This window comes from Variovorax sp. VRV01, assembly GCF_014852545.1.
GTDB lineage: Bacteria > Pseudomonadota > Gammaproteobacteria > Burkholderiales > Burkholderiaceae_C > Variovorax > Variovorax beijingensis_A.
The window spans coordinates 1-18,094 of record NZ_JACVBS010000038.1 but is presented as its reverse complement, the minus strand read 5'-3'; the positions used below and the strand labels follow the sequence as shown (position 1 = coordinate 18,094).

At 68.0% G+C, this 18,094-nt stretch carries 18 protein-coding genes; 12 read left to right on the top strand and 6 right to left on the bottom strand.

What is annotated here, in order from left to right; translation table 11 throughout:
• Window positions 1–275 (bottom strand): TorF family putative porin (locus tag IB278_RS33135; RefSeq protein ID WP_318646734.1); only part of this gene is annotated, 275 nt, incomplete at its 3' end.
• A gap of 172 nt (window positions 276–447) precedes the next feature.
• Between IB278_RS33135 and IB278_RS33130 the strand changes: the two genes are divergently transcribed.
• From IB278_RS33130 to IB278_RS33120, 3 genes are all read left to right on the top strand, one after another.
• Window positions 448–1,398: a LysR family transcriptional regulator gene (locus IB278_RS33130; RefSeq protein WP_192328628.1), complete on the top strand. Its 951-nt coding sequence runs from the start codon at window positions 448–450 to the stop codon at window positions 1,396–1,398.
• A gap of 92 nt (window positions 1,399–1,490) precedes the next feature.
• Complete coding sequence (locus tag IB278_RS33125) at window positions 1,491–2,558, top strand: adenosine deaminase family protein (RefSeq protein WP_318646733.1); 1,068 nt, start codon at window positions 1,491–1,493, stop codon at window positions 2,556–2,558.
• Between the two features lie 14 nt (window positions 2,559–2,572).
• Window positions 2,573–3,562 (top strand): Bug family tripartite tricarboxylate transporter substrate binding protein, encoded by a 990-nt coding sequence (locus IB278_RS33120; protein ID WP_192328622.1) that lies wholly within the window; start codon window positions 2,573–2,575, stop codon window positions 3,560–3,562.
• Here the strand turns inward: IB278_RS33120 and IB278_RS33115 are convergent.
• Window positions 3,522–4,511 carry a DMT family transporter gene (locus tag IB278_RS33115; RefSeq protein ID WP_225613341.1) on the bottom strand — a complete coding sequence of 330 codons (990 nt, stop codon included), beginning with the start codon at window positions 4,509–4,511 and terminating at the stop codon, window positions 3,522–3,524. The two genes, IB278_RS33120 and IB278_RS33115, sit on opposite strands and share 41 nt — an antisense overlap.
• A 138-nt stretch (window positions 4,512–4,649) precedes the next feature.
• On the opposite strand from IB278_RS33115, the gene IB278_RS33110 reads away from it, so the two are divergent.
• From IB278_RS33110 to IB278_RS33090, 5 genes are all read left to right on the top strand, one after another.
• Window positions 4,650–5,852: an amidohydrolase family protein gene (locus tag IB278_RS33110; protein WP_192328619.1), complete on the top strand. Its 1,203-nt coding sequence runs from the start codon at window positions 4,650–4,652 to the stop codon at window positions 5,850–5,852.
• A gap of 117 nt (window positions 5,853–5,969) precedes the next feature.
• Complete coding sequence (locus IB278_RS33105; RefSeq protein WP_145740608.1) at window positions 5,970–6,254, top strand: hypothetical protein; 285 nt, start codon at window positions 5,970–5,972, stop codon at window positions 6,252–6,254.
• Window positions 6,255–6,305: 51 nt separating this feature from the next.
• Window positions 6,306–7,052 (top strand): hypothetical protein, encoded by a 747-nt coding sequence (locus IB278_RS33100; RefSeq protein ID WP_145740610.1) that lies wholly within the window; start codon window positions 6,306–6,308, stop codon window positions 7,050–7,052.
• Window positions 7,053–7,157: 105 nt separating this feature from the next.
• Window positions 7,158–7,385: a hypothetical protein gene (locus tag IB278_RS33095; RefSeq protein ID WP_145740612.1), complete on the top strand. Its 228-nt coding sequence runs from the start codon at window positions 7,158–7,160 to the stop codon at window positions 7,383–7,385.
• A 47-nt stretch (window positions 7,386–7,432) separates the two neighbouring features.
• Window positions 7,433–9,799, top strand: a complete 2,367-nt coding sequence (locus tag IB278_RS33090) for a phosphocholine-specific phospholipase C (RefSeq protein WP_192328616.1) — start codon at window positions 7,433–7,435, stop codon at window positions 9,797–9,799.
• 18 nt (window positions 9,800–9,817) lie between these two features.
• Here the strand turns inward: IB278_RS33090 and IB278_RS33085 are convergent, their stop codons facing one another.
• The gene (locus IB278_RS33085) at window positions 9,818–10,783 is read right to left on the bottom strand and encodes an alpha/beta hydrolase (protein ID WP_225613340.1); all 966 of its coding nucleotides are present in this window, start codon (window positions 10,781–10,783) and stop codon (window positions 9,818–9,820) included.
• Between the two features lie 277 nt (window positions 10,784–11,060).
• Here IB278_RS33085 and IB278_RS33080 point away from each other — a divergent pair, with 277 nt between their 5' ends.
• The 4 genes from IB278_RS33080 to IB278_RS33065 all read left to right on the top strand — a co-directional run bounded on the left by IB278_RS33080 (window position 11,061) and on the right by IB278_RS33065 (window position 13,283).
• Window positions 11,061–11,381 (top strand): hypothetical protein, encoded by a 321-nt coding sequence (locus IB278_RS33080; protein ID WP_318646732.1) that lies wholly within the window; start codon window positions 11,061–11,063, stop codon window positions 11,379–11,381.
• A 114-nt stretch (window positions 11,382–11,495) separates the two neighbouring features.
• Window positions 11,496–11,912, top strand: a complete 417-nt coding sequence (locus IB278_RS33075) for a hypothetical protein (protein ID WP_145740619.1) — start codon at window positions 11,496–11,498, stop codon at window positions 11,910–11,912.
• Window positions 11,909–12,862: an AraC family transcriptional regulator gene (locus tag IB278_RS33070; protein WP_145740621.1), complete on the top strand. Its 954-nt coding sequence runs from the start codon at window positions 11,909–11,911 to the stop codon at window positions 12,860–12,862. Before IB278_RS33075 ends, IB278_RS33070 begins: the two co-directional genes overlap by 4 nt.
• A 130-nt stretch (window positions 12,863–12,992) precedes the next feature.
• Window positions 12,993–13,283 (top strand): putative quinol monooxygenase, encoded by a 291-nt coding sequence (locus IB278_RS33065; protein ID WP_145740623.1) that lies wholly within the window; start codon window positions 12,993–12,995, stop codon window positions 13,281–13,283.
• A 269-nt stretch (window positions 13,284–13,552) separates the two neighbouring features.
• On the opposite strand, the gene IB278_RS33060 is transcribed toward IB278_RS33065, so the two are convergent.
• From IB278_RS33060 to IB278_RS33050, 3 genes are all read right to left on the bottom strand, one after another.
• Window positions 13,553–14,875, bottom strand: a complete 1,323-nt coding sequence (locus tag IB278_RS33060) for a DUF3396 domain-containing protein (RefSeq protein ID WP_145740625.1) — start codon at window positions 14,873–14,875, stop codon at window positions 13,553–13,555.
• 8 nt (window positions 14,876–14,883) lie between these two features.
• Window positions 14,884–15,948 (bottom strand): VRR-NUC domain-containing protein, encoded by a 1,065-nt coding sequence (locus tag IB278_RS33055; protein WP_192328595.1) that lies wholly within the window; start codon window positions 15,946–15,948, stop codon window positions 14,884–14,886.
• Window positions 15,948–18,094: type VI secretion system Vgr family protein (locus IB278_RS33050; RefSeq protein WP_225613339.1), on the bottom strand; the 2,147-nt coding region annotated here is incomplete at its 5' end. The genes IB278_RS33050 and IB278_RS33055, both read right to left, overlap by 1 nt.

Sequence of the window (18,094 nt, the reverse complement as noted above, 5' to 3'; positions counted from 1 at the left end):
AAGCCGCTCTCGCCGAAGGCGTAGTCGAAGCCGCCCTGGATGGCGGGCTTGAAGCCCTTGGTCTTGGCGTAGTCGTTCTTCCCGATCATGTCCTGGTCCTGACCGCGGAACTTGTAGTTGCTGGTCACGGAGATATTGGTGGTCAGCGGGGAAGCCGCAGGTGCGGGCGCATCGGCGGCTGGTTGCGCGAGGGCCGCGCCGGGCAGCACGAGGACGGCGGCGATCAGAACGGGAAGGGCGAGCACCGAGGAGGCGGCGCGGATCGATCTTTGCATCGGGAGGACTCGGGGATGAATGGAGAGCGAAAGCGTAGGAGGGCGCGTATCAAAGCCGTGTAAAGACTGAGGGCCGCTGCGCAAAAAAACTGCAGATGCGGTGTGCGTGCAGAATCCGGATCGCTTCGCCGCGCGCGTCCCGCCCAGGCAACGTCAACCTTCCGCAAACACCATGTCCTTGCCCGAAACTGGCGACCACGACCGCCGACTGGACGAGTCGCTGCTGCGCTCGCTCCATGCGCTGCTGAGCGAGGCCAGCGTGTCGCAGGCCGCGGCAAAGCTGGGCGTCGCGCAGTCTGCGCTGAGCCGCCACCTCAAGGTGCTGCGCCAGCTCACCGGCGACGAACTGCTGGTGCGCGTGGGCAACCGCATGGTGCTCACCGAGCGCGCGCAGGCGCTGGCTGCGCCCACGCGGCGCATCCTCTCCGACATGTCGCTGCTCACTGCCGAGGCCGGGCCCGTCGCGCCGCACGAACTGCGCCAGAGCTTCCGCATCGCAACCTACGACTTCCTGCCGCGGCAGTTCTTTGCCGACATCGCCGAGCGGGTGGCGCGGCAGGCGCCCGAGTGCGACGTGGTCATCCGCGGCCTGGGCTCGCGCTTCGAGCACTACCGCCAGCTCGCGGACGGCGAGGTCGACATGGTCATCACCATCTGGCCCGAGCTGCCCGGGCACCTGCGCGCCGCGAGCCTGCTGACCGAGCCGATGGTCTGCCTGATGCGCGAAGGCCATCCGCTGGCGAAGGCGCCGATGACCCTCGAGGACTACCGCAAGGCGCGGCACCTGTCCTCGCTCGAGCACGTGCCGGGGCAGGGCACCATCATCGACGCGCAGCTCGCTGAACTCGGCGTGTCGGTCCGTACGGCGATGCACACCCAGTTCCTCGGCGTGGCACCGGCCATCCTTGCACGCACCGACCTCGTCTTCACCACCGGCCGCCTGCTGGCCGAGGACTTCGCGCGGCAGTATCCGCTGGCGATCGTGCCGTTCCCCGCAAAGATCAAGCCGCACCGCTACCGCCTCGTGTGGCACGAGCGCACGCACAAGAACCAGGCCATGCGCTGGCTGCGCGGCGAACTGACCGCGGCCGCGCGCGAGCTGGCGCATCGGCCGAGGTCATGACGGCGCTGTCATAACCCGCTGCACAGCGCTGTGCTGGGCGCGGGCGGGGGGCGTCGCTATCGTTTCCGCCCATGCCGAACCTTTCCTCTTCCGTGCCGGTACGCCCAGACCTGCTCGCCCGCCTGCCGAAGACCGATCTTCACTTCCACATGGCCGGCACGCTGCGTCCGGCCACGCTGGCCGCGCTGGCGCGCCGGTACGACCTGCCGCTGCCGCGCCCGGTCGAGACGCTCTATGCCTATCGCGACTTCTACGACTTCATCGACGTGCTGCGCATCGCCGCGCAGGCGGTGCGCACCAGCGCCGACTTCGAGCGTGTGGCCTACGAGGCCGTGGAGGATGCGGCGCGCGGCAGCAACGCGCGCCATGTCGAGCTGTCGTTCAACCCGCAGTACTTCATGCCTGCCGGCGTGCCGTATCGCGTGCAAATCGAAGGGCTGGCCGCCGGCCTGCACGCCGCGCGCCGCGACTTCGGCTGCTCGGGCCTGCTGATCGCCTCCTTCGACCGCGGCCTTCCGCTCGACAGCGCCGAACGCGCGATGGACGACATCCTCGGACTGCGCTCGGACCTCGTGGTCGGCGTGGGCCTCGACGGCCCCGAGGGCGCAGGCCCCCCGGCGAAGTTCGCCGCCCTGTTCGGGCGCGCCGGCCGGGCCGGCCTGAAGCGCACCGCCCACGTGTGCGAGGACAACCAGACGCTCGACGAGGCGCCGCCTTCCAACGTGGACGACTGCATCCGCCTGCTGGGCTGCGAGCGGCTCGACCACGGCTACAACCTGCTCGCCGGCGAAGGCGACTTGCAACGTGCGCGCGATCGCGGCATCTGGTTCTGCGTCTGCGGCATCACGAGCGTGGTGCGCAACCAGCGGCGGCGTCTCGACAGCGTGAAGCGCATGGTCGAGGCGGGCCTGCCGGTCAGCCTCAACACGGACGATCCCGCCATGTTTCACACCGACCTGACGCACACCTACGCCACCGTGCTCGAGGGCTGCGGTTGGGGCTGGCCGCAGGCGCGTGCCTTCAGCCTCGCGGGCGTGGACGCCTGCTGGCTCGACGATTTCGCCAAGCGGAGCTTGCGCGAGGAGTTCGAGCGGGAGATCGCCGAGCTCGAGCGGGAGCAGGGCGAGCAAGCCGCTTCGCTGGAAACAAACCGCGACTGAAAGCACGACACACCATGTACCTCGACATCGCACGCCGCCGCGCATTGCTTGCCGCACTGGCCTTCGCCTCATGCGGCACCGCCGCCATCGCCGAGCCCGCCTGGCCCGCGCGCCCGATCACCCTGATCGTGCCCTACGGCGCCGGCGGCAACGTCGACGTCATGGCGCGCTGGATCGGTCCCGAGCTGTCGGCCCGCCTGGGGCAGCCGGTGGTGATCGAGAACGTCTCGGGTGCCGGCGGCGTCATCGGCACCGAGAAGGCAGTGCGCGCGAAGCCCGATGGCTACACCCTGCTGCTGTCGGTCGAGAGCACGGTCGTGATCGCGAAGATGGTGACGCCTTCCACCGTGCGCTACGACGGCCTCGCGGACCTCGTGCCCGTCACCCTGCTCGGCTCCCAGCCACTGGCACTGGCGGGCAAGCCCGCACTGCAGCCGAAGACGGCCGAGGCGCTCTATGCCGAGCTGAAGTCGGCGCCCGGGAAGTTCAGCTATGCGAGTTCCGGCGTCGGCACCTCGCTGCACCTGGGCGGTGAACTGCTGAAGCAGCAGGGCGGTGTGGACATGGTCCACGTGCCCTACCGCGCGGGCGTGCAGATCGTCAGCGACCTGAGCGGCAACCAGCTCGACCTCGCGGTGCTGCCCCTGTCGATGGTGATCCAGCAGGCGCGCTCGGGCAAGCTGCGCGTGTATGGCGTGATGTCGGACAAGGCATCGGCCGCCATGCCCGAAGCGTTGCCTCTCGCAGGCGTGCCGGCCTGGCGCGGCGCCGAGGTGTCCGTGTGGCAGGGCATCTTCGCGCCCAAGGGGACGCCGCCCCGGATCGTCGCGCAACTGCACAGCGCACTGGCACAGGTGCTCGCGAACCCGGGCGTGCGGAAGAACTTCGAGGACGGCGGCGTCACGCCGCTGGGAGCCGGGCCGAAGGAGTTCGCCGACTTCCTCCAGGGCGAGGCGGCGAAGTTCAGCGCGATCGTCGCGAAGGGGAACATCCGGGCCGAGTAGAAGCGGGGCGTGAGCCGCCGATTCTCGCCATGGCGCTGCGCGCGGGCACCGTCATCGCGACCACGCCCGCCACGATGCATGCGAGCCCGGCCCACGCGGTGGGCGAGAGCACCTCGCCGAGGAACGCCACGCCGATCATCACGCCGACGGGCACGCGCAGGTACGCTTGCGCGGCGGTCGACATCGGCCCGAGCGTCTTGATCAGCCGGAAGTAGATCGTGAAGGCGAGGGCCGTGGAGAGCACCGCGAGCGCGAACACGGCGGCCATCGACGCGGCCGAAGGCGCCAGCGTCCACGGCCGGTCGATCGCGAGGCTCGCGGGCAGCAGCATCGCCGCACCGCAGAGCAGCGAGCCCCCGGCCGGCACCATCGGATCGAGTCCCTTGAACACGCGGCCGAACATCGCCGCGCAGCCATAGCAGACGGCCGCCGCCACCAGCCCGAGCTGCGCGAGCAGCGAATGCCCGAGGCCGTGCAGCGCCTCGAAGCCGACGATCAGGCAGATGCCCGCGAGGCCCGCCGCCACGCCGAAGAGCCGGCGCAGCGTCGGCTTCTCCGCACCGCCCATGCCCAGGCCCAGCAGGAAGATGAAGATCGGCGAGGTCGAGTTGAGGATGGTTGCGAGCCCGGCGTCCACGCTGCGCTCCGCCCACGCGATGAGCGTGAAAGGCAGCACGCTGTTGAGGCAGGCCTGCAGCGCGAAGCGGCGCCACATCGCAGGCTCCCGCGGCAGCCGCACGCCGCGCAGGCGCAGCAGCCCGAGCAGCAGCAAGCCGGCGATCAGGGTGCGCGCCGCGATCAGCGTCACGGGCGGCAGCGTCTGCACGCCGATCTTGATGAAGGTGTACGAGGCGCCCCAGCAGGTGGCGAGTACCGCGAGCAGCATCCATTCGAAGGCGATGCGGGGTGGCGGCTTGGCGGCGGCTGCAGCGAGTGTGGTCGTTGGCATGATGCGCAGATCATCGAGAGTTCGCGGGACGGACACTTCGGCCTGCAACGAAACGTGCGCGTGATGACCGCGGGCCCGAATCTGGGTACGCTGCGCACGGCCCCGATCTCTTTGCATTCAACGCACGACCGACTCCCTATGCCTTCGCTCCTGATCCGCAATGTGCGCCCCATGGGTGCTTCCCCCGTCGATGTGCTGGTGCGCGATGGCCGCGTCGCAGAAACCGGCGCCGCGCTTCCTGCGCCCGCCGATGCCGCCGTCGAGGAGGGCGGCGGCGCGCTGCTGCTGCCCGGCCTGGTCGAAGGCCACACCCATCTCGACAAGACGCTGTGGGGCATGGACTGGTACCGCAACGAGGTCGGCGCCAATCTCATCGACAAGATCGAGAACGAGCGCGCCTTCCGGCATGCGAGCGGACACGACGCGGCCGCGCAGTCGCTGGTGCTGGCCAAGGCTTTCCTCGCGCTCGGCACCACGCGGCTGCGCACGCATGTGGACGTCGACACGCAGGCGGGCCTGCGCCATCTCGAAGGCACGCTGCGCACGCGGCAAGCCCTGCGCGACGTGCAGCAGATCCAGGTGGTCGCGTTCCCGCAGTCCGGCCTGCTGGGCCGGCCGGGCACGGCCGAACTGCTCGCGCAGGCGCTCGTGCAGGGTGCCGATGTGCTGGGCGGCCTCGACCCCTGCGCGATCGACCGCGACCCGGTGCGCTCGCTCGATGTGCTGTTCGGCATCGCCGACAGGCACCAGCGCCCGCTCGACATCCACCTGCACGAGCCCGGTGCCATGGGTGCGTTCTCGCTCGAGCTGATCCTGCAGCGCACCGAGGCGCTGGGCATGCAGGGCAAGGTCGCGGTGAGCCACGGCTTCTGCCTGGGCGACCTGGGCGAGCGCGAGCGCGACGTGCTGCTCGCGCGCATGGCCAGGCTCGGCGTGGTGCTGGTCACCAGCGCGCCGCCATCGCGCAGCGTGCCGCCGCTCATGGCCTGCCGCAAGGCCGGCGTGACGGTGCTCGGCGGCAACGACGGCATCCGCGACACCTGGTCGCCCTACGGCAAACCCGACATGCTGGAGCGCGCGATGCTGATCGGCATGCGCTACAACCTGCGCCGCGACGACGAGATCGACGTGGCGCTCGACACCGTCACCCACGCCGGCGCGCGCGGCTGCGGCTTCGAGGCCTATGGCCTGGAGGCCGGCTGCCGTGCCGACCTGGTGCTGGTCGATGCGCAGACACCGGCGCAGGCCGTGGTCTCGCGGCCGGTGCGCAGGCTGGTGGTGGCGGGCGGCCGTGTCGTGGCGCGCAGCGGCGTGCTGCAGGCCGAGGTGGTGTCCTTGTAGCCCGCACCGCCATGTGCGCCCTCGGCCTACGCAAAGGCCCGCTGCCGGCTGTAGAGCGCCCGCCCGAAGCCGGGAGAGGCTTCGCCGCAGATTCAATCCTCGAACGAAAGGCTTTCCATGCGCGCCAACGACAATTTGCTGTCCGGACCCATTGCCGATGAACTGACGCCGCTGGAAATTTCCCAGGCCGTCCTCCAGGGCGAAGAAAATCCGAACACCGCGCGGCCGCTCACGCCGCTCGAGCAGGCCGCCACGGGCATCGGAACAGGCAGCGGACAACGCTCGTCGCTCGGCCGCATCCTGTGCAGCCCCGCGGTGGCCTGGGGTGCCGCGGCCATGGCGGGCCTGGGCCTGCTCGCCGCGCTGGCCTATGCGAAGCGGGAGCCCACGCCCAGGCCCTGACGCCGCCGGCGAAGGCGGGCAACCAGAACCCGCCTCACTACACTGCTGCGGATGAGCCTTCCCCCTCCACCGCATCGCGTGCGAGAAGACCACCTCGTTTCCTACTTCCTGAGCGGCGATGCCATGCGCAGCCGCAGCGTGAGCGATGTGGTGCTGTCGGGCAGGGTCGATGTGCCTGCGCCTCCCGCGCGCCTGGTTGCGGATTGGGAGCGCGAGGTTTCCTCGCGGCTGGCGCTGGAGCCCGGCGATGTCGAGCCCTTGCCCCTGGCGCGTGCGCGTGCGCGCTGGCCGGACTACCGGCGCTGCGTGCAGGCCATGTCCGACTGGACCCGCGCCATCGGCGTGCCCGAAGCGCTCCTTGCCTCCAGCGAAGTCGCCCTCATGGCCTGCCGCGGCGCCAGCTACCACCATGACGGCGCGCAATACGGCGCCGCGGCCTTCTGCAATCTGTTCCTCTGCGAAGACAAGGAACTGGATGTGCACTTTCCGTTGACGGGCCACCGGATTCCGCTCGCCCGCGGCACGGTCCTGATGTTCGACACCGGCCAGCCGCACGCCGTCGTCGAGCGTGGCAGCAGCGGCTTCGACGCGGCCCGCTTCGCTCCCGGGCGCGACTGCACCCAGGTGTTCCTGAGTTGGGAGCTTCCGATCGAGGATGTGCATGTCGGGCGCGCGCTTCGCATTGCCTTCGACATCGACGCGCGAACCGCATCGCAGCTCGCAGACGAGCAGGTCCGCGTCAATGGCGAGCCGGCCAGCCTGTGCCCGGATTCCGGCCGGTGGCGGCGCCCCGGCTGAGCGACAGGCAGGCACACCGTCATCGCCGCTACATCGCGGTGTCACAGCTCTTTCTTAGGCTGGAGGCCCTCCAACCGCCTCGAAAAAAAAGGAGTGCCTCCATCCATGCATCCACGATTCATCCTGCGCGCGCCGCTCGCGCTGTCGGTACTGGCCCTTGCATTGACCGCCTGCGGCGGCGGTGATGGTGGAGGCGGCGGGGGCTTCAGCGGCGCTGCTGCCACGTCGGGCAATGCGCCTGGCTCGGACCCGACCCCTGCAGGCACGGCCGGCAAGACCGATGCAGCCTCGCCCGGCGCGGGCAACGAGCCCAGCGTGAGCTACGCGCCCTGACGCCCCATCGCATTCCGGCATCCTCAAGAATCAAGACGAACCCCGCCATGACCACACGCCGCAAGTTTCTCCAGACCGCGACCGGCTCCGGCATTGCCGCCGCCACGCTGGCCACTTTCCCACCCAGCATCCGCCGCGCGCTGGCCATCCCCGCGCACCATGAGACCGGCACCATCAAGGACGTCAAGCACGTCGTGCTGCTGATGCAGGAGAACCGCTCCTTCGACAGCTATTTCGGCACCTTCAAGGGCGTGCGCGGCTACGGCGACCGCTTTGCCGTGCCGGCACCCAACGGCAAGACCATCTTCCACCAGACCTACACCAAGACCACGCCGCCCAGCACCTACACGCCCTACCGGCTCGACGAAAGCAAGGGCAACGCGCAGCGCGCGGGCAGCACGCCGCACGGCTGGTCCGACTCGCAGGCCGCATGGGACCATGGCCGCATGTTCAAGTGGCCCGACGTCAAGAACCTGCTGTCGATGGGCTACTACGACACCGCCGAGGTGCCGTTCCAGCGCGCGCTGGCCGAGGCCTTCACGCTGTGCGACCACTACCACTGCGGCATGCACACCGGCACCATCGCGAATCGCCTGTTCTACTGGAGCGGCACCAATGGCCCGAACGGCATCAGCCCCGCCGACGGCAGCAAGGTGCAGCTCGCGGTGCTCAACAACCAGTTCAACGCGGGCAACGACATCGGCGCATCCACCGAAGGCTGGACCTGGACCACCTATGCCGACCGGCTCGAGAAGGCCGGTGTGAAATGGAAGGTCTACCAGAGCCTGATCGACAACTTCGGCTGCAACGAGATGATGAGCTTTCGCCACTGGCGCACCGCCATCGAGCAGATGCCGGCGGCGCGCCGCCCCGTCTACGTTCCCGCGACCGACATCACGCAGCCGGTCACCGCGGCCGGGCCGTTCTATGACCCGGCCATCGACGATGCGCTCAGCCCGCTCGCCAAGGGCTTCGGCAACACCATGCCGCAGGGCTTTCTCGAAACCTTCCGCGAGGACATCCGCAACGGCACCTTGCCTGCGGTGTCGTGGATCATTTCGCCGTCGGCCTACAGCGAGCACCCCGGACCATCGAGCCCGGCCAAGGGCGGCTGGTACGTGCAGGAAGTGCTGGACGCGCTGACCTCCAACCCCGAGGTCTGGAGCAAGACCGTGCTGCTCATCAACTTCGACGAGAACGACGGCTTCTTCGACCACCTGCCGTCGCCCGCGGTGCCCTCGCGCAACCCCGACGGCTCGCTGGCCGGCGCCACCACGCTGGCCGAGGCCGACACGGCCGTCGAGTACCACAACCACACGCCGGCCACGCCCAAGCAGCCCGCCATGGACGGCCGCCCCTACGGCCCCGGCCCGCGCGTGCCGATGTGGGTGGTCTCGCCCTGGAGCCGCGGCGGCTGGGTCAACTCGCAGGTCTGCGACCACACCTCCACGCTCATGTTTTTGGAGAAGTGCTTCGGCGTGGCCGAGCCGCAGATCAGCAAGTACCGCCGCGCCGTCTGCAGCGACCTCACGAGCGCCTTCAACTTCGAGCGCCCCAACGACGAACCGCTGCCCACGCTGGCCGGCCGCAAGACCAAGGCCGAGGCCGATGCGCTGACCGCTGCGCAGGAGGCGCTGCCGAAGATCGTCCCGGCGGCCGACGCCGACCTGCCGGTGCAGGCCACCGGCGTGCGCCCCTCGCGCGCGCTGCCTTACGAGCTGCACGCCAGTGCGCGCAGCGATGCGCTCAACGGCCGCGTCCAGCTGCTGTTTGCCAACAGCGGCCGGGCCGCCGCCGTGTTCCACGTCTACGACAAGCTGCACCTGTCGGACCGCCTGCCGCGCCGCTACGTGGTGGAGCCCGGCAAGCAGCTCGACGGTTACTGGAGCGCCATGGCCGACGATGCCGGTCTGTACGACCTGTGGGTGCTCGGCCCCAACGGCTTTCACCGCCAGTTCAAGGGCGACCTGAACCGGCTGCGCGCCGGCAGCGCGCCCGCGCCCGAGATCCGCGTAGGCTACGACGCGCGCCGCGGCGACCTCTACCTGCAGATGCGCAACGATGGCCGGCGCGACTGCCGCTTCACCGTGCAGCCCAACAAGGCCTACCCGCGTCCCGACGCCTACCAGGCTGGCGGCAGGGACCGCAACGGCAGCAACGGGCACGGCAACGACGGACATGGCAGCGACGACAAGGGCACCTACGGCCACAACCCCGACGGCTCGTGGAGCATCCGCGTCAAGGGCGGCGGCGAAACCGGCATGCGCTGGAGCCTGGACGCGAGCGGCCAGTGGTACGACTTCGTCGTGACCTGCGATGCCGATCCTTCCTTCTACCGCCGCCTGGCCGGCCGCATCGAGACCGGGCGGCATTCGGTGAGCGATCCGGCCATGGGCCTGCAGGACCGCTTCTGACCCGGCAGCGGGCTGCTGCTACGGCAGCAGCCTGGCGATCGCATCGGCGAACGACGGAATGTCGGTCTCGGTGTGCGTCGTCGAGTAGGTGGTCTCGGTGATCGACAGGCCCGGGTAGCCTCGGGCCAGAAGCCGCGCGTGCATTCGGCCCACAGGTTCGAAGTTGCACTCGACCGGCTTGTCGCAGCGCGTGAGAACCAGCGTTGCCGGCAAGGGCCGGTCGCCCAGCGCATCGTGCATTCGCTGCTCGAGGTCTTCGTACTCGGCCGTCTGGAAGTCGAACGCGGCTTCGAACGCCAGGAAGTGCGAGAACACCAGGCTGCCTGCCGCGCCCTCGAGGAACAGCGCGATGCCGGCCATGCTCCCGCTCAGCGACAGCCCGGTCAGCAGACGCTGCCCTGCGTCGGCGCGGTACTTCGACTCGATGAACGGCACGAGTTCGAGCGCGAGGAAATCGTGGTACGGCACGGCGCCCGGCATCGTGTAGTCCTGCTCGCGGCGCGCCGAGCCGCCGATGCCGACCAGGATCGCTTCGGTGCCGTGCTGCTCGAGGATGTTCCTGAGGTCTGAAAACCGCGTGTTGGGCGGATTGAAGACCCCGTCGGCGTCCATTGCGTAGATGACGGGATAGGCCGCCGAGCTGCCGTCGTAGGAGGCCGGCAGGTAGATCTCGAGCGCGTAGGTTGCGCCTGTCTTGGCCGAGGTGATGGTGTCGGAAACGACGCGGCTGGCGGCGGGCGGCGATTCGGCGGGCGTCGCGGGGGGCTCGGGTACCGGTGCGGGCGCTGGCGCAGGCTCGGGCGGCGCGGCCGGCGCATCGGGGGGCGGCGGCGTGGCCGGCGTACCGGGCGGCGGTGCAACGGTGGCCACCGGCGCTACCGGCGCGACCGGCACGAAGGCGCCACCGCCGCCTCCGCCACCTCCGCCGCAGCTCCACATTCCGAGCGCGAGCGCCCAGCTTCCGGCCCCTACGAACGCACGCATCCTTTGCCCAAGCTGCATCGGAGTTTTCCTCGAACCTGGTGGCTTGAAGAGGCGCATCAGGGGCGTCGCGCCAAGGAAAAAAAGCGCCGGCCCGATGCGGACTTTTTCAGGATGCCACGGGAAGCCGTGGCTGCAGCGCTCTTCGGGGTAGCTGGAAAACGAAAAAGTCGTATCCATCCCAGGCGGGCACGAGGGTTGGCGGGCCGCGCGTCATCGGGGAGGCACTTACACTGCGGCCATGAGAAGCGCAAGGGATGTTCAATGCGGCCTGCAGCCCGTGGTGGAGCTGCGGAAAGAGGCTGCGTCGTACGCTTATTCCGTTCGCGCGCCGCGTTCGAAGGGTGTCATCCCGCCCAGCTCGTACAGCAACGGCGGCTTCTCGACGCTCGCCGACTGCCTGCTCGACGTGGCGCGCGCACTCGGTGGCGACTTCAAGCGCATCTACGTGCGCCTTGACGGCTACTGCGTTGGGGAGCGCGATATCGCCGAATTGCGCCATGGGCCGCAAGAGGTCGCGGCCGCCCTCAGGGCTGCCTGCGACGCGATTGCGAGCGCCGCCGAAGCGGGTGCCGCCGCATCGGAAGCCAACGATCCCTGAGCACGGCCCCTACGCGATGCGAGCTGAACCTGCGGGGCGATCCGGGTGCCTTTCTGCACCGCTTGTCATTCGCGGAAGCTACAGTCAGGTTCCGAACCATGAGGAGGCAGTCGCATGAGCTATGACTTGATGGTGTTTGCAGTGGAAGCCGCGCCCAGGGACCGGGCCGCATTTCTCGAGTGGTATGAAGGCCATGCCGAATGGGCGGAAGGGCATTCCTACGACAACCCGGATGTGAGCACGCCTGCGTTGAGGGCTTGGTTCCTGGAAATGATCCAGTCCTACCCCGCCATGAATGGCCCGTTTTCGTCCGAAGAGTTTCCGGAGGACGACGCCGTCGTGACCGACTACAGCGTCGGGCGGGAAGTGATCTATGCAGCATTCGCGTGGTCGAAGGCTGAAGCGGCCTATGACGCCGTTGTCGCCGTTGCCGCGAAACACGGGGTCGGGTTCTTCAATGCGAGCTCGGACGGCGCGGAGGTTTGGCTTCCCGACGGCAAGGGCGGCTTGCAACTGGCGCACTCCGCGTGAAGGTCCCGCAGGTTCTCGACGACACCAGCCAGACCGCCAATCCCGCCGCCAATTCCGCCGCATGGGCCCGCCTGCGCGACATGGTCGCAGCGCGAACCCCCGTGGACGGGCGCACCGATGCGCTGTATCCGGGGCTGCGCTGCTACCGCTTCTCGCGCCCGGCCCGCTACGAGAAAACCCAGCGCCTCACGCCGGGCGTGGTGGTGGTTTTGCAGGGCCGCAAGACGGTGCACCTTGGTGGCCACCGCCGTTCGCTCGACTACGGCGCCGCGCAGTGCCTGGTGCTCGGGGCCGAGGCCGCGTGCCTCGGTACGGTCGTCGCAGCGAGCGCCGAAGCGCCCTACCTCGCGATTCATCTCGACCTGCCGCCCGACGTGCTGGTCAAGTCTTTTGTCGCGCTCGCGGAAAGCGGCGCGCTGGCGGCTGAGCCCGCGCGCGTGACCGAGAACTTCACGGCGCCGGTGGCGCCGGAGGTGATCGACGCCTTCGCCCGCCTGCTGCTGGCGGCCGACGACCCAGTGGAGCGCCGCACGCTCGCGCCGCTGTCCGTCGAAGAGATCGTGCTGCGGCTGCTGCGTTCGGAAGCCGCAGCCGCCATCCGCAGCGCGGGCGCTGTCACCAGGGCTGGCGCACGCATACAGGCGGCCATCGCCTTCATGCGCCGCCATCTGGACCGGCCGCTGTCGGTGGCCGAGATCGCCGGCCACGTGCACATGAGCCCTTCGCACTTTGCGCACAGTTTTCGCGAAGTGGCGGGTGTTACGCCGATGCGCTGCATCCGCGACCTTCGCCTCGAAGAAGCGCGCGTGCTGATGCTGGGCGCCGGCCTGCGGCCCGGCGATGCGGCTGCGAAGGTGGGATTCGAGAGCGCGGCGCATTTCAACCGTGCGTTCCGCAGGCGGTTCGAGGCGACGCCTGCGGAATACGTGCGGCGCGTGCAGTCGGGTTGATGGGAAAGAGGGCTGCGGCAAGCTTCGCAGCCATGGTCAATTTGTTCGCAGCTTCGCGCCTTGGCGCGGGGAAGGGCGCTGGCTAACCTGCCGTCTCCCTAATCCTTCAAGCCAAAGACAAAGAATCTCCATGGACCCGATCAGCCTCATCATCACTTTCGAAGCCAAGCCCGAGCGCGCATCCGCGTTCGCCGAACTCATGCAGCAGGTCAAGCAGTCGCTGCCATCGGTGGACGGCTGCCGCGGTGTGCGGCTGTTCGGGCACGGCGACAACGCCTGCGCGTTCACGCTGGTCGAGTCGTGGGAATCGCGCCGCCATCATCAGGCGCATATCGCGGGCGTGGTGTCGTCCGGCGCATGGGACGCGATGGCGGCCGAGTTGGCTCGCGAGCCCGTCAGCTGCTATTGCAACGAACTTTGATGCGGTGCGCCGGGGCAGGAGCGATGTGCCTTATCTTGGGGTGTTGCTCGGGTGAGTGCCTGCGTTCTCCTCGGATTCCTTCCATGCCGCCCAGCATTGTTGGCTGCAGCATGGCCACCAACCGAGCGGACCGCACTCCGCGGCCTCGCCGCAACCCGTTCGGCACCAGACGGTGTGCCGCCGCGACGCAGGCGCGCTGGCTTGATGCGGCCTTCGTCCCAACTGCCTCACCGCCAACGCGAACGGCGTCCCCTCCACTGGCTGGTCCATCACTTGTCGTCCCTGGGATCGCTTGTCTGTTGCCAGTTCGTGTCGCCGAAGGAGCTGTGCTTGATGATGGGCATGATCTCGCCCTTGTCGAAGTAGCGCCGGCTGTCCAGCTGGGCCGGGGTGAACCACCAGCCGGCCTGTGGGCAGGGTTCGCCGCCGGGGATGAGCGGCTTTCTTTTCGAGGTGGCGGTCCGGCCTTCATCGGGCGAGGGCTTGCGGCGCTGTTCCGCGCTGGGCCAGTCGCTGTCATCGTCGAAGCGACGCATCCAGCGCAACGAGCTCTCGTAGCCGAAACGGGGATTCGGGTCGCCGTCCCAGGGATCGAGCGTGTTCAGGTTCAGCTCGTCGCAGCGGATCGGGCGAATCAGGCGGTTGGCTTTGGCCAGCACATCGGGCACGCCGTCTTCCACCGGGTACAGGTCGAGGTCGCCCAACTCGATCCAGAGGCCGTTGGCGCCGTCAGGGTTGAGCTTGTCCCGCGGGTAGGGGACCGAGGTGATCTTGATGCGCGGGTCGGCCAGTTCGACACGGATCTGATGCTCGGGCTTGCCCAGCTTGCGTTGCCATACGGGCGAGAGCATGAAACACCACGTCGGAGGGCGCAAACCAGCGCCAAGGTCAGTCGGATTCACAAACCCTTCATGAATCTTGTCGTGATATTGGTAGCCCATCTTGGATGGATGATCGATGTCCAGGCCGTAGAAGTAATCGGCGCAGATGCGCTCCAGCACATCAGACTCATAAGATCCCATTACGCCAAGGTCGCCGTTGCCCACCTCGTAACCCATGTACGCCTGCTCGGGCCGAACTGACTTGATGCAATCGAGCACGAAGTCGCTCCACCGTGTTTCATTACCGTCCTGGTACCAGTCGTAGCAGAAAATCAGTTTGAGCGTGCTGTAGCACTGTTGAGGTACGTGGTCCACACGTGCGGAGTAGGACCACAGTGGCGATGCATCGGGCGACTCCATGTCGGTCGCCATCAAATAGAAGGTTTCAAACTCTTCTTGGTGGTGCTTGGCTTCGGCCCGAAGGTCTGTCGGAAGCCGCTTGTCCCCTGCTTTGAGCCAAACCTGCGTGCGCGACTTGAACACCCTCTCGAAGGGGTTGTCCATGATCTGCTCAAAGCACTCCCAGATGTCGATGAACTTGTTTGCCACCGACATGTAATCCTCAGGCTGGTGGTAAACATAGAAGGTCACATAGGGACAGATACCCAATTCACGCCCTTTGTCGCCATAGAACCACTGCGGCGCGACCTTGCTCTCGCGAATAAATTCCTCGATCTCTTCAGGGTCCAGAAACAATTTGGCCGTACTCATTAGATTCCTCACTTCTTGCCGTGGTGGCCGCGACCGCCCGGTGTTCTTCGATCCTGCTGCTTTGAAGGTACTTCCTTCTTCTCGTTCTCGCCTGACTTATCGGTTTCCTTCTTCGCCTCGTGTACCGCGATGTCCTCCGGGTACCGAAATAGCGACAGCCTTCCGCCCGAAGTCACGGGCTTACCTTGGAACGTGAGGGAGGCCCGGGCCGTTTTGACCTTTGCTGCGTGCTTGAGCAAGCGGTCATAAGCTTGGAACTGCTTCTTCTCAATCCGATCCCCCGGGAACTTGATCTCCACAATAGCGAAGATGTTGCCCTTGTCCGGCCGTTGATGCCGGTACTCCGAGATCATGAGGTCGGCCGCGATGCTGCCCTTGCGGTACTGGAACGGGCTGGGATAGAACGGATTGATTTTCCCCAGCCGCTGCAGCTTGGTGGCCTCTTCCACGGGATGATCGTCGAAGGATGGCGGCGGTCCGAAGTTCACCTCGCATTTCAACGGGCTGGCCCAGCTCAGGCACTCGTCCACGAACTCGAACAACAGGTTGACCGCCAGCTGCTTCAGCCTGATCACGAAGAACGCCTCGAGTTCCACATCGGTCAATTGCTCGACCGACATCGACAACAGTTCCTCGATGATCTTGCGCTTGGCCCTGGGCAGATCCTTGATCGATACGCCCTTCTTTTTCCGAAGGCTCAGCACCGGCATGCGGTCGGCCGCGGCGCATACCTGGGTGATGGCATCGCGGAATGGAATCTTCTGCTCGATGGCCGCATTGATGGTGGCATCCGTGGCGCCGCGGCCGGCGGCCTTGCGCGTGTTCTGCCCCTGCGGGTCGGCGGCCTCGAGGGCCAGCAGGATCGCGACTTCCTCCTTCTCCTCGATCTTCTGCGCGATCTCGTCCTGGATGCTCTGGATGACCTTGCGAACCTCCTCCTTGGCCTTGCCGATGTCCTTGCCGTATTTTTCGACCCCTTCGTACAGTTCTTCGGCCAGCTCGCCCAATTCATGAACCGTGATGGCGAGGGCGATCAGCTCGAGCACGCCCCAGACGATGGCGGGTACCGGCATTACGCGGCCTCGCCTCCAGGAGCGCTGCCTGGTGCCGGCGCGCTACGGGCTTCGGCTTGTCCGGCCCTGGCCTCCAGCACGGACGACCAGTTCTCCGTCACTCGCTCGCTCTCGCGCATGATCGACTTGTAGCCCTTCAGACCGATGGCCATCTCGCTATTGACCAGGCGGGTCTGGCCGGCCTTGGACGTATCGCCACTTTCCAGCAACTTGCGCTGCTGGTCATGGATTTCGTAGGCGTAGCCCTCGAAGGGGCGGTTGTCGGTCTTGAAGAGTTGGTAGTCGGCCTTGTACGGACCCAGGTCGAGATTGGGCAGCTTCAGCTCGATCGACGGCACCGGCACGCTCTTCGGCCCCACCATCGAATGCGAAGCCGCATGCGCGCGCCACAGGCCGAGGGTGCCGCTCTCGATGCCGCCGGCGGTCCAGCGCGTGTAGCTGGAGCCGCCGTTGACGAGCACCTCTTCCTTGGCCGTGATGGTGATCCGGTTGGCCTCCATCTTGATGTCCAGCTTGGCCAGCGCGTGGATGCTGTCCCTGAGCGCCGTGAGGTCGATGTCCGCCGCCGCCGCCGCCATGCGGATGCCGTTGTTGAAGGCCACCATGCGCACCGCATCCTTGGCGCTCACCAGGAAGCTGTTGCCCGTGGCCACGCTGGTGTGCGCGCCGCTCGTGATGGCCGTGTGTTCCACGCTCGCGAGGTGGGTGCTCGCGGCCGTGGTGGCCTGGATGCCCGCGGGGCTCGCCAAGGTCAGGTGCGGCTCCTGGAACTCCGGGAACTCGCCCTGGCCCGGCCTGCCGCCGCTTCCCTTGATCGCGTCGTTCTGCGCCTTCAGCGCCCGGGCCACCTCGTCCTGGTCGCCCGCCTCGTGCGCCTGGGCCTGCTGCGCCACCTGCGCCAGGCTCTCGTGCAGGTCGCGCCCCTGGGTGAGCCGCGCCACCGTCTCGCGCATGTCGGTGATGTGGCCCTGCGCATTGGCGCGCGCCTCGGTGCTCAGCAGCAGGCCCTTGGCCGATCTCACCGCCCCGTGCCCGTCGGTGCGCAGCTCGAAGCCCTGGCCCCGGTCGTCCTTGCGCCCGGCCGTGTCCTCGATGCGCCCGACGTGGCCCAGGCTCAGGCTGGAGCTCTGGTGGTCGCTCTTGAGCTGGGCCTGCACCTTGCCGCTGGAATCATCGAGCGCCAGGTGGTTGCTGCGTCCGCCGCCCAACTCGCGGCTGCGCAGGCCCGTGAGCTGCTTTTGGCTGGGCAGGGCCCAAGCGGGCATCTCGTCGGCGTTGTGCACCCGCCCGGTGACGATCGGGTGGTCGGGGTCGCCGTTCAGAAAATCGACGATCACCTCCTGCCCGATGCGCGGCAGCGCGGCCGCGCCGAAGGTGGCACCGGCCCAGGCGGTGGACACGCGCACCCAGCAGCTCGAATGCTCGTCGCGCTGGCCCAGCCGGTCCCAGTGGAACTGCACCTTGATGCGGCCGTAGCGGCCGGTCCAGATCTCCTCGCCGGCCGGGCCGACCACCATCGCCGTCTGCGGGCCGCGGGTGCGGGGCTTGGGGGTGCGGCGGCGCGGGCGCCAGGCGTAGCTGGTGGGCTGGGCCTCGAAGGCGAAGCGCTGCACCGAGCCCTCCGAAGGGGCGGCCCCTTCGCTGGCCTGCAGGTTCTCCTGCAGCTCGTAGTCGACCGCCAGCAGCAGGTACTGGCGGTTCTGGTCGTCGCGCGGATGGTGCGTGAGCCTGAAGAGGTGGCCCGGGGCCAGGTCGCGCCGGTTGGAACGACCGCTGGCCCGGCTGCGCTCGCTCAGCTGCTCCTCGGTGCGGATGCGCGCACAGGTTTCGCCGTCCTCGTGCTGCAGGTGGTCGCCCGGCCATTCGTAGCGCTCGAAGCCGTCGTGCGCGTGGCCCGGGGGCATCTGGCGCCGGCTGGCGAGGTCGGCCTGGGGCTTCTCGAAGTCGTAGTGGTTGCGAAAGTGGTGGCCCGGGCGGATCTCCTCGGCCTGCGCCCATTCGGTGATGCGCTCGCTGGCTTCCAGCCCGCCGGTCATGCCGGCCTTCTCGTGCGGGTGGTAGCGCACGGCCTCGCCGCCGGGCAAGGGGGCATGGGCGCTGGCGATGTCGTCGGCGAAGACCAGCACGTGCTGCCCGGCCTCGTGGC